9 protein-coding genes are annotated in these 12,115 nt (G+C 47.8%); 7 read left to right on the top strand and 2 right to left on the bottom strand.

Annotation, left to right across the window (positions count from 1 at the left end; translation table 11 throughout):
• Positions 1–489, bottom strand: a complete 489-nt coding sequence (tssB, locus tag WFK85_RS13490) for a type VI secretion system contractile sheath small subunit (protein ID WP_166994513.1) — start codon at positions 487–489, stop codon at positions 1–3.
• Between the two features lie 530 nt (positions 490–1,019).
• Here tssB and WFK85_RS13485 point away from each other — a divergent pair.
• Positions 1,020–1,826, top strand: coding sequence for a winged helix-turn-helix domain-containing protein (locus tag WFK85_RS13485; protein WP_336708376.1), 807 nt, complete (start codon positions 1,020–1,022; stop codon positions 1,824–1,826).
• 3 nt (positions 1,827–1,829) lie between these two features.
• A complete protein-coding gene (locus WFK85_RS13480) occupies positions 1,830–2,291 on the top strand; it encodes a hypothetical protein (protein ID WP_157141386.1) in 462 nt (153 codons plus the stop codon).
• Between the two features lie 213 nt (positions 2,292–2,504).
• Here the strand turns inward: WFK85_RS13480 and WFK85_RS13475 are convergent, their stop codons facing one another.
• Positions 2,505–3,206: an EAL domain-containing protein gene (locus WFK85_RS13475; RefSeq protein WP_336708379.1), complete on the bottom strand. Its 702-nt coding sequence runs from the start codon at positions 3,204–3,206 to the stop codon at positions 2,505–2,507.
• Between the two features lie 493 nt (positions 3,207–3,699).
• Between WFK85_RS13475 and ebgR the strand changes: the two genes are divergently transcribed.
• The 5 genes from ebgR (at position 3,700) to WFK85_RS13450 (ending at position 11,541) form a co-directional block, all read left to right on the top strand.
• The gene (ebgR, locus tag WFK85_RS13470; protein ID WP_336708381.1) at positions 3,700–4,683 is read left to right on the top strand and encodes a transcriptional regulator EbgR; all 984 of its coding nucleotides are present in this window, start codon (positions 3,700–3,702) and stop codon (positions 4,681–4,683) included.
• A 176-nt stretch (positions 4,684–4,859) separates the two neighbouring features.
• A complete protein-coding gene (gene ebgA, locus WFK85_RS13465; protein WP_336708383.1) occupies positions 4,860–7,952 on the top strand; it encodes a beta-galactosidase subunit alpha in 3,093 nt (1,030 codons plus the stop codon).
• The gene (locus WFK85_RS13460) at positions 7,949–8,398 is read left to right on the top strand and encodes a beta-galactosidase subunit beta (RefSeq protein WP_336708384.1); all 450 of its coding nucleotides are present in this window, start codon (positions 7,949–7,951) and stop codon (positions 8,396–8,398) included. The genes ebgA and WFK85_RS13460 overlap by 4 nt, the downstream gene beginning before the upstream one ends.
• 93 nt (positions 8,399–8,491) lie before the next feature.
• Positions 8,492–9,925, top strand: a complete 1,434-nt coding sequence (locus WFK85_RS13455) for an amino acid permease (RefSeq protein WP_008455984.1) — start codon at positions 8,492–8,494, stop codon at positions 9,923–9,925.
• Positions 9,926–10,107: 182 nt separating this feature from the next.
• Positions 10,108–11,541 (top strand): amino acid permease, encoded by a 1,434-nt coding sequence (locus WFK85_RS13450; protein WP_336708386.1) that lies wholly within the window; start codon positions 10,108–10,110, stop codon positions 11,539–11,541.
• The last annotated feature ends 574 nt before the right edge of the window (positions 11,542–12,115 follow it).

Here is a 12,115-nt window from a genome sequence, read left to right as displayed (position 1 = left end):
TCATTCTTGATCGTCCCCACCTATCTCAGTTTTACCTGCTAAGGTATTTTGCTCTGTAGCCATTTCCAGGAGTTGTTCTTTTAGACGTTCATTACTTGCAGCCCGATTTTTAAGATCGCTAAGCTGCTCACGTAAATCCATGAGCTTTTTAAGCGGTTCTACCTGGCGTACAACATTGTCTGGAGAAAAATCATCAATGCTATTAAAGGTCAGCGAAACGGCCAGTTTTCCATCCGTACCTGTAAGCGTGTTATCCACCAAAAACTCAGCTTCAGGTTTCATTGAACGCATAACCTCATTAAAGTTGTCTTTATCAACATTAATGAATTTACGATCTTTCAATGTATCGGAACTTTGGGTGAAATCACCCATCACACCCACAACCAAAGGGAGTTCCTTTGCTGTTTGTGCATCACCTATTTCAACATCATAGGTAATTTGTACTCGCGGTGGGCGAGCTTTATCCAATTTATGTTGTGTATTGCTCATAAGTTTATCCATTAAATAAAAGATTGAGTGTTAAAAAATTATTTAGCAAAAAAAAGCCATGCAGTTAGCGTCAAGGCCGTTGGAAGCCATTTCTTAAATGCGGTGCTATGAAAGAAAACACCGATGACAAACAAATATTTAACAACTCTACTGAGGTTTTTATAGCTAAATCCTCAGAATCAGAATCATGAAATGATATTGCTATGATCCTTATTTATCATGTCTGTGACCGGCAAGTGCAATCGCCATTATCCGTTAGTTGGGAAATTAGACAGGAAGGTGTATTTCTTAGCAATGAAAATGTTATTAATTAATCATTATTAATCAAAACAGTAAAAGTGAATGGGTAGGAAATTAAATTTCCGCTCTTAATTAAGATGGGCCTTAACTTGTTTAGCTTTTTGTCTTTGTGTTAAGATCATTATTTGGGTATGGTCCTTTCTCCGGTACTGTTGCCTATTGTGGTTTCTCATAATTGAATAGTACACGGAGTTGAATACATGCCTATTGGAGACTAAGGATAAGTGGAAATGGAGCAGTGTAGCTCAAGTGGTTCATATAACTATATGATAAATGATGAGATAATCTTCAATCCTGATAAGCGAGTTTTGTATCGTGTGGATGACGAAGCCAATGTTGAAACTCTTAATACCCCCACAACAAAATGCTTTCTTTTGCTAATATCACGCAACGGAATCGTTGACCAGGCAACTATATACTCATATGTCTGGGGTGAAAATGAGAGCATGATCACACCCAACAATCTATATCAAAATATTTCGCTCATTCGCCGCGCGCTATCAAAGTTAAGTCCAGGTCTCAATTTAATAAAAACAATCCCCAGAATAGGTTTTTCGATAGATACCGAGATAAAAGTTGAAAAAATTCCTTCGGAGAAAGTTGAGTATGATGAAAGCCATGAGCGCCATGAAAATCCGATAGAGGTAAAAAAAGAGCCAACTCCTGGTGTTAATGTTGCTGCAAACGACGTTGTAAAAAATAAAATGCTCCATCCTATGGTCATCATTTCATTGGCTGTCTTGACTACCATTGCCTCGGTGTTATTTGTTTCCAGTACATCACGTCAGTCTTCGTATTTTCTTAGCTATCATGCGTACCTTAATAATGATGGATGCAATATATATACCTCAGTAACGACACAAAGAGATATCAAGTTTGTTACCGATAAGTTAATCAGCAAATGTGAAAGAACGCCATGGAATTATGTTTCCTACAGTAATCTATTTTCTGATATTTCTGTTATTTCATGTGCGCAGCCGCTGGGAAGCAATAAAAAAAATAGTTGCAAGTCAGCTTATTTTTTTGTGGGGAGTTGATGTGTGAATAATAGACGATATTTAATGATGATATCATTTCTTGTTTTTTTACTTATTGTTGTCATCTCGGTGGGCGGGCTACGGCGTTATCATGCCAATCACTTTAGCTGTAATGGGGTATATTCTGTATCCTACAATGACGTTGTGCTTCATGCTAATGCGCGAATGACATTTTCCGGCAGTGAAGGAACGGCTGTTCTAAGTGGAGTACTCGAAAGTGATTCAACTAAAGTCAGTAATATTGTTATTTCTACAATGTTTGATGTTAAGAGGGTTAAAGAATCATTTGTACTGACTGCAACAAAAAATACAGTTGAACTAAGTGATGAAAAAGAAAAGATTGAAAGGATTTTGCCGGAGTTTTATTATAACAAAGGGTCGAGTGTGATTTATGATATTCTTCCTCAGGGAGACGATTACCTTTTTTTAAGAGGAGGGATTCCGGTATTTTTCTGCAAGCGATAATATAGCTCCATTTATTTATGGTTCAGGCTTCCTTAAAAAAAACACGTTATGCCACCTCAAGCGTGGGGTGGTCTTTTCCTATATATTTAATTTTTATTTAATAGTGGTGGAATGGTGTAGCTTAATGTTAAATTAGAATGTCATTGTTATTCAGTGAATGCCATTTCTTTTGCATTGTTCTATTTATTTAGTTGACCTGGATGGTAGTGTCTTCTAAATTGATATCGGCGCACCAAAATAGTATCCTTGCATATAATTTACTCCGCATTTATGAAGTAAATCTCTTTGGGTTTTTGTTTCAACACCCTCAGCAACAAGTATGGTATTGACCAGAGAGGATAAATAAACTAACGATTTTATCGTACTTTCATAAATCAGACTGTTACCATGCGTTAGAGACAATTCCCTGTCGAGTTTGAGCATATAAAACCCCATTGCTTCAATGTATTTTATGGATATGGAGTTGTTGCAAAAATTAATTGCAATATCTATATTGTTTTCTGACAGTGATTTTATTGCATCAATCATGCTATCTGTCAGTATTGCTCCATTGCTTTCCACCAGCGCCAGAACGAGTTTTATGTCTTCTCTTATCTTTTTCCTGAACGAGAGCAAATACTTCATGAAAGAGGTGGATAATAGTTGATTGGGAATAATATTGAAGCTGATGAAGCCATCAGGCGGTAGCTTGTCAGTGATCTCCTCTATTCGCTCATTGACATGGCTCATTAAGCATATCGTCAAGTGGTTGTATTCTACGTTTGACTTGAAGGTGTGTATCAGTGAGTCTGGTGATAGGTATTTTTTAATGGGCGTTTCCTTCATCACCCTAAGTAATATTTCAAAGCCAATAATGTGGCCTGTGTTACAGTTTGTCACTGGCTGTGAATACGGTTCTATAATATATTTAAACACTGTAAGCCTTTATAAGTGTATTGAATCTAATAGAAAGTAATACCGCATAATTTCCCTTCAGATAATTTCAGGTGAAGTTGTTATTTATTGTCTTCAGTCTTTTTGATGTTTTTTTAATGATTGGCTCCTTTTTAATGACCCTAAGCAGGGCTAAACTTTAACGATAAAATTGTTACCAGTAAATAAATACAAACTTAATTTTCCCTGTTTAGTCTTAAGCACCTGGTGGAACAACGTGAGGGTGTTAAAAATAATTCTTATTTTTTTATCATCGGAAAAAAGAGTCTTAATGGGGCGATTTATGCGCAGTAGTCCGTGAAAAAGAGAACTTCGCCGTTTGCTATGCATAAAGGCTTACCGTCGGTATTTTTTCATCGAGTTTACTAGCCGTTAGGACTGAAAAAACGGTTATTTTTACTAAAAACAGATGCATGTCCCTTGGCTTGCTTTACACTATGTGGCAAACAAAGAGCTGCGTCCGATAGGGAAAAAGATGGCGACATTGAAAGACATTGCGGTTGAGGCGGGCGTTTCGCTGGCGACGGTTTCACGGGTGTTGAATGACGACCCCAGCCTGAATGTGAAAGAAGAGACCAAGCGGCGGATCCTTGAAATCGCGGAAAAGCTGGAATACAAAAACAGCAGTTCGCGCAGAATGCTGGCTAATCCCGTTGGACAGCATCATTTTTTGGCTCTCTACAGCTATCAGCAAGATCTGGAAATTAACGATCCCTACTATCTGGCTATTCGCCACGGTATTGAGACGCAATGTGAGAAACTCGGGATCGAACTAACGAATTGTTATCTCGGGCATTCTTTGCCTGAAATGAAAAAGGTGACCGGCGTCCTGGTGGTGGGCCAGCCTTCCGACGCGACGCGCGAAACTTTGCGCGCGATGACAGATAATCTCTGCTTTATTGACTTCCATGAACCGGGTAGCCAGTACGATGCCGTAGACATTGACCTGGTGCGCATTGCTAAAGAGGTGATCGATTTCTTTATTGCCCAGGGCATGTCGCGCATCGGTTTTATTGGCGGTCAGGATAGGCCGGGAAAAGCCGATATTCGTGAGATAGCATTTGCTGAATATGGCCGCCTGAAGGGAGTGGTGTCCGAGAACGACATCTGGCGCGGTGGTTTCTCGAGCTCATCAGGTTACGAACTGGCAAAAACGATGCTCGCCCAGGAAGATTACCCCTCTGCGCTATTTGTGGCATCTGATTCCATTGCGATTGGCGTATTACGTGCCATTCACGAGCGCGGACTAAAGATCCCGGACGATATTTCGCTGATCAGCGTGAACGATATCCCCACCGCACGTTTTACCTTCCCGCCGCTTTCCACGGTGCGCATCCATTCCGAAATGATGGGCAGCCAGGGCGTTAATCTGCTGGTTGAAAAGGCCCGCGATGGCCGGGCCCTGCCGCTCAATGTCTTTGTTCCCAGCGTGCTTAAACTACGCGGTACCACGCACTAGCTTACTTTCACGCCGGAGAACAATCGTTTTCCGGTGGTCTCCCTGGTCTGTCGATATCCCCCTGTCCTGAACGCTCATTTTGTGATCGAGTTAAAGCAAATCGCCTTCGCTCGTTTTATTTAGTAAAAGTTTTACTAAAATTAAGCGTAATTATTTAGTCAGTACAGGGAGGCGAGATGAATCGCTGGGAAAATCTGCAACTTACTCATGAAAACAGGCTGCCGCCGCGCGCCTATTTCTTCGCTTATGATTCACTGGCGAAGGCCCGCTCGTTTGTACGTGAAAACAGTAACCACTTTTTGTCCCTTAGCGGGCAGTGGAACTTCCGTTTCTTTACTAATCCGCTCTTAGTTCCAGAGGCATTTAGCACAGAGTTGATGGCGGAGTGGGGCACGATTACCGTGCCGGGAATGTGGCAGATGGAAGGCCACGGCCAGCTGCAGTACACCGACGAAGGTTTTCCTTTCCCTATTGATGTGCCGTTTGTGCCGAGCGATAACCCAACGGGAGCGTACCAGAGGATGTTTACGCTGGGCGAAAACTGGCAGGATAAACAAACGATTATCAAATTTGATGGCGTAGAAACTTACTTTGAAGTCTACGTGAATGGCCGGTACGTTGGGTTCAGCAAAGGGAGCCGCCTGACGGCCGAGTTTGATATCAGCGCGGCGGTGAAAACCGGCGATAACCTGCTGGCTGTCCGCGTCATGCAGTGGGCGGACTCGACCTATATTGAAGACCAGGACATGTGGTGGACGGCGGGGATTTTCCGCGATGTTTACCTGGTTGGGAAGCATCCCCTGCATGTTCAGGATTTCACGCTGCGTACCGATTTCAGCGACGACTACCGCAACGCGACGCTTGCCTGCCAGTTGATGCTGGAAAACCTCACAACCCAGGCTGCAGGAGCCACGCTGGAATACACCTTGTTTGATGGCGACACCGCGCTTTATCGCGGGGTGAAAGAGCATTTAACGGTTGATCGGCAGCTCAATATCGACTTTTCGATTGACGTCAAAGCACCTCAGCAGTGGTCGGCGGAAAATCCTTATCTTTACCAACTGGTGATAACGCTCAAAAATGCGATGGGTGAGGTGCTGGAAATCATTCCCCAGCGCGTGGGATTCCGCGATATCAAGGTCCGCGATGGCCTTTTCTACATCAACAATCACTATGTGATGCTGCACGGCGTTAACCGCCACGACAATGACCACCTCAAAGGCCGGGCCGTGGGGATGGATCGCGTTGAAAAAGACCTGCAGCTAATGAAGCAGTACAACATCAACTCAGTGCGAACGGCACATTATCCAAACGATCCACGTTTCTATGAGCTGTGTGACATCTATGGCCTGTTCGTCATGGCGGAAACGGATGTGGAATCGCACGGTTTTGCCAACGTCGGTGACCTGAGCCGCATCACGGACGACCCCGCCTGGGAGCACATCTACGTAGAGCGCATTGTGCGTCACGTCCATGCCCAGAAGAACCACCCGTCGATCATCATCTGGTCACTGGGAAATGAATCTGGCTACGGCTGCAATATCCGCGCGATGTATCGCGCCACAAAGGCGCTGGATGACACCCGGCTTGTGCATTACGAAGAAGATCGTGATGCGGAGGTCGTCGATATTATCTCGACCATGTATACCCGCGTTCCGCTGATGAATGAGTTTGGCGAATATCCCCATGCCAAACCACGCATTATCTGTGAATACGCCCACGCCATGGGCAACGGGCCTGGTGGGTTAACGGAGTACCAGAACGTCTTTTATCAGCACGAAAGTATCCAGGGGCATTACGTCTGGGAATGGTGCGATCATGGTATCCAGGCCACCGATGAAACTGGCGCGGTGCGGTACAACTACGGCGGTGACTATGGGGATTACCCTAACAACTATAACTTCTGCATGGACGGGCTGATTTTCTCCGATCAAACGCCCGGGCCGGGGCTGCAGGAATACAAACAGGTTATTGCGCCGGTTAAGGTCCGGGCCGAAGATCTTTCGCGCGGCTTGCTGCACGTTGAAAATAAACTGTGGTTCTCAAGCCTGGACGATTACACCCTGAACGTCGAAGTGCGCGCCGAAGGCCAGACACTTTCCAGCCAGCGGCTAAAAGTTGAGGGGCTGGCGGCCAACAGCGGCCGCGATGTAGCCATAACATTGCCTGCGCTCGACGAACGCGAAACCTTCGTCAATATCACCGTGACCAAAGACTCCCGCACGTTCTATAGCGAAGCCAACCACCCGATTGCGGTTTATCAGTTCCCGTTAAAAGCGAGCACGTTGGCAAAAGTACCGCACTGCAATACCAGCGCGACGCCGCTGCAAATCGTTGATGACCGCCTGAGCTATCGTGTCATCGGCCACAATTTCCAGGCTGTGTTCTCAAAAGTCAGCGGCAAGCTTACGGCGTGGCTGGTCAATGGGGTCGAACAGGTGACGCGTGAGCCGAAGATTAACTTCTTCAAGCCCATGATAGATAACCACAAGCAGGAGTTCGAGGGGCTGTGGCAGCCGGCACATTTGCCGATTATGCAGGAGCATTTACGCGGATTCAGCGCTGAAATGCACGGCGATGCCGTGACGATAGTTACGCAGACTATCATCGCCCCGCCGGTGTTTGATTTTGGTATGCGCTGTACCTACCGCTGGCAGGTCACCCCGCAAGGGCATATCAACGTCGAAGTGCAGGGCGAGCGCTATGGTGATTACCCGCATATTGTGCCGTGCATTGGCTTTACGTTAGGGATTAACGGCGCCTTTGAACAGGTGGATTATTACGGCCGTGGCCCGGGCGAGAACTACGCCGACAGCCAGCAAAGCAACATCATTGACCTCTGGCATACCACCGTGGACGACATGTTCGTCAATTATCCCTTCCCACAGAATAACGGCAATCGCCAGCACGTGCGCTGGGCTTCATTGACCGATCGCCACGGCAGCGGCCTGCTGGTTGTGCCGCGCCAGCCTATCAACCTCAGTGCCTGGCATTACACCGCTGAAAATCTGCACGCCGCGCAGCACTGCAATGAGCTGCAGCGCAGCGACGACATCACGCTAAACCTTGACGTTCAAGTGCTCGGACTCGGCTCCAACTCGTGGGGAAGCGAGGTGCTGGACAGCTGGCGCGTGTGGCTCCACGCCTTCAGATACGGTTTTACGCTGTTGCCGCTGGAAGGCGGGCGTAACACCTCGCAGGCGCTGGTTAATCACGATTTCGGCGCAGATTTCTTTTCTCCTGTTTCACATAGCGAGGCTGAACAATGAGAGTTCTCGAGAATTTAGAACAGTTTAAGCAGATCTATCACAGCGGCCGGAAGTGGCAGCGCTGCGTGGAAGCTATCAATAACGTCGACAACATTCTTCCCGGCGTGGCCCATTCCATTGGTGATTCCCTCTCATACCGGGTGAGTACCGACAGCAGCACCGACGCGCTGTTTGTGGGGAGTCGTCGCTATTTTGACGTGCACTACTACCTGCAGGGTCGGCAAAAAATTGAGTTTGCGCCGAAAGAGCAGTTGAAAACGGTGGCCTGCTACCGGGACGAAACCGACCGGGAATACCTGAAAGGCATCGGCGACATCGTGACGGTGACCGAAGGGCAGATGGTGATCTGCGACCCCGAGGAAGCTTACCGTTTCATCAGCGATGAGTGGGTAAAAAAAGTGGTCCTCAGAGTCACGATTGAAGACGGCTATTTCCTTAATAAATAACGCCAGTTTCGATGCGTACCACGGCCAGCGGTATACTCCGCTGGTCTTCCCTGTACCCTCCCCATGACGGGGATGTGAATTTTCGGAGGACGTATGTCCACATCCATTCGGGCAAAAATAGGCAAGTTTGCCCTGCTGTCGATGGCGTTTACGGCGGTCTTTAACGTACGAAACATCGTCAATAACAACATTGAGTTAGGCCTAAGCTCGGCGCCGATTTTCTTATTTGCGACGGTGGTGTACTTCATTCCCTTCGTCTTTATCATCGCCGAATTTGTTTCGGCGAATAAAAATTCTGAATCAGGCATGTACGCCTGGCTGAAACAGCCGCTGGGCACGCGGGCGGCCTATCTGGGGTCGTTTCTGTACTGGTTTGTGAACCTGTTCTTTTTCCTGTCGCTGCTGCCAAACGTGGTGGCCTACGCCTCCTACGCCATCATGGGCTACGCCATTCCGTTCTCACCGATGATCACGTCGTTGATTTCGATTGTGCTGTTTGCGATGGCGACGCATATCTCGACCAAAGGGGCGACGTGGCTGGGGAAAATCTCAGAGTGCGTGGCCTATGGTGTCTTTGCGCTGTTTGCTATCTACGTGGTCGGGGCATTAACGGCGTTGGGCAGCGGGCACGTTCCTGCGCAGCCGATCACGCTGGAAGCGATGGCACCAACCATCAACTGGGCCACCTTGGGCATTATGTGCTGGATTTTCCAGGCGGCAGGCGGGGCAGAAACCGTTGCGGCGTATCTGAACGACACCAAAGGGGGCCAGAAATCCTTCATCAAAGTGATCATTACCGCCGGAGTGCTGATTGGCGGCATGTACGCGCTGGGCTCGCTGTTGGTGAACGTTTTTGTCGCGCGGGAAGATCTCACCTATGCGGCAGGTATGGTGGAAATCTTCACCGGCCTGGGCGCATATTTCCATGTTTCTGAAGCATTAATGGGGCGATTTGTCGGCATTATTCTGTTTATTGCCATTTTCGGCAGCATGATGATGTGGACTGCCGCGCCGGTCAAAATCCATTTCTCGGAAATTCCGGAAGGCATTTATGGCAAGAAAACCACTGAGCTGAATGAGCACGGCGTGCCGGTACGGGCGGCCTGGTGGCAGTTTGTCTTCGTACTGTTAATGCTTATCGTCAACGGCTTCGGCTCCGCCAGCGTCCAGCAAATGATGAACACGGCCATTAACCTGACGGCGGGCACGGCCATGCTGCCGCCAATATTTATTATGGCGGCTTACTTTGTCTTCCGTTGGAAACACGATGACACGCCGCGAGATTTCCGTATGGGGTCAAGAAAAGTGGGGATGGGGGTTGTCTCCATGCTGATGCTGATCTTTGTCGTCAGCATGACCGCCTCGGCATTCCCACCGGGGGTCGATCTGGTCAACGCGTTCTTTATTAACGTCTTTATGACGGCAGTATTCTCGGGCCTGGCCTGGTGGTGGATCAGTCGCTTTGAGAATAAACAGAAGGCAAAGCGGCAGAGCAGCCCGGATTTCGCCTCCCGACCATCGAAATAATCCCGCCCCTGGCCAGCCGTTTTGCGGCTGGCTAAGCCTTCACCCTCCCGCCATTTTCGCGATGGGGTTAAAGCAAACTGGCTTTGTGTTTTTTACTAAAATTTTACCAAAATAAATTATAAAAATTAACGTCCTCTTCCCTACAAAAGAACGCAGCCCTGAAGACTGCGTGGAGATGTGTTATGTCTGAGACGAAGCGTAATACTATCGGTAAATTCGGTCTGCTCTCCCTGACGTTCGCGGCCGTGTACAGTTTTAATAACGTCATTAATAACAATATCGAGCTTGGGTTAGCGTCAGCGCCGATGTTTTTCCTGGCCACGCTGCTTTATTTCATTCCGTTCTGTTTAATCATCGCTGAGTTTGTTTCGCTGAATAAAAACTCGGAGGCCGGGGTTTATGCTTGGGTTAAAAGCGCGCTGGGGGGCCGCTGGGCTTTTATTACGGCCTACACTTACTGGTTTGTTAACCTGTTCTTTTTCACTTCTCTGCTGCCGCGCGTTATCGCCTATGCATCCTACGCGTTCCTCGGGTATGAATACATGCTGACGCCGGTCGCCACCACGGTGCTGAGCATGGCGCTGTTCGCCTTATCAACGTGGGTTTCAACCAATGGGGCAAAAATGCTGGGGCCAATCACCTCGGTGACATCCTCCCTGATGCTACTGCTGACGCTCTCCTATGTCTTATTGTCAGGGGCGGCGCTGGTGGGCGGTATTCAACCGGCAGACCCCATCTCCGTAGAGGCGATGATTCCCAACTTTAACTGGGCATTTCTTGGGATCACAACCTGGATATTTATGGCGGCGGGCGGGGCCGAATCGGTGGCCGTGTACGTCAACGACGTGAAAGGCGGGTCTAAATCCTTTGTGAAAGTGATAATCCTGGCCGGAATATTTATCGGCGTACTGTATTCCGTCTCCTCGGTGCTGATTAATGTTTTTATCAGCAGTAAAGAGCTGAAATTTACCGGGGGATCGGTACAGGTTTTCCACGGCATGGCGGTCTATTTCGGTCTCCCGGAAATCGTGGTCAACCGCTTCGTGGGCCAGGTGTCATTTACCGCGATGTTTGGGTCGCTGCTGATGTGGACGGCAACGCCGGTGAAAATCTTCTTCTCGGAAATCCCCGGCGGTATTTTTGGTGAAAAAACCGTGGCGCTAAATAAAAACGGCGTGCCCGCGCGTGCCGCCTGGATTCAGTTCCTGATTGTGATCCCGCTGATGATTATCCCCATGCTGGGCTCCAGCACCGTCCAGGATTTAATGAACACCATAATCAACATGACAGCCGCTGCTTCCATGTTACCCCCGCTGTTCATCATGCTGGCGTATCTCAATTTACGCCGTAAATACGATCATCTGCCGCGTGATTTTAAAATGGGATCGCAGAGAACCGGCATGGCCATCGTCTCAATGCTCATTGCGATTTTCACCGTCGGTTTTATCGCCTCCACGTTCCCAACCGGCGGCAATATATTGACGATCGTTTTCTATAACGTGGGGGGAATAGTGATTTTCCTGGGCTTTGCATGGTGGAAATACAACATATACATCAAAGGATTAACTACAGAAGAGCAAGTAAAGGAAGCCAGGCCGGTGGTGCATTCGGTCTGATCTCAACGGCACGTCATCGCAGACGCTGGTTTCCATAAAGGCTGGATGCCCCCGGCCAGAATAGCCGGGGGCAGTTTGACATACTGGGTCGGAACATCATTAATTAAAACTGACAAACCGGCAGGGCAAACAAAACGGCAACCGCCCGGCCGAAGGCTCAGTAATAGCAACGACTTTACCGGCAAGTAACTTCATAACGTTCCCCATTTCATTCATGAGATTCCGAATCTCAGTGTGAATCTTTCTGTTAATTTTCCTGATGTGTGTCGCCGGGTGATTTCAACGGATTATCCGTAAGCCTGTGTTCGGGTTGTGCAATAAAAACCCTGGTTCTTGCTTTTTAATTCAATGCCGGGTGGGTAAGAATGGAAACGTCTCACTCTCCTTCAGACCGGAAACATATAGGTTGCTCTAAGAGGAAAATTTTCGCCTTAAATAGGGGGGCAGGCTTGAGCCTTAACAAGGCCATGCAGCAGGACGTTCTGGCAAAAAAGAATGGACAATGCGGTGGTGGCGTTGTTTCACAGTGGCTTGCAACAAGGGAGCCTGAACGATAATGGGGCAGAGAAAAAAA

Source organism: Cedecea sp. VD22 (assembly GCF_037150195.1).
GTDB lineage: Bacteria > Pseudomonadota > Gammaproteobacteria > Enterobacterales > Enterobacteriaceae > Cedecea.
The sequence above is the reverse complement of the archived record's forward strand: the minus strand, read 5'-3'. Positions and strand labels throughout refer to the sequence as shown.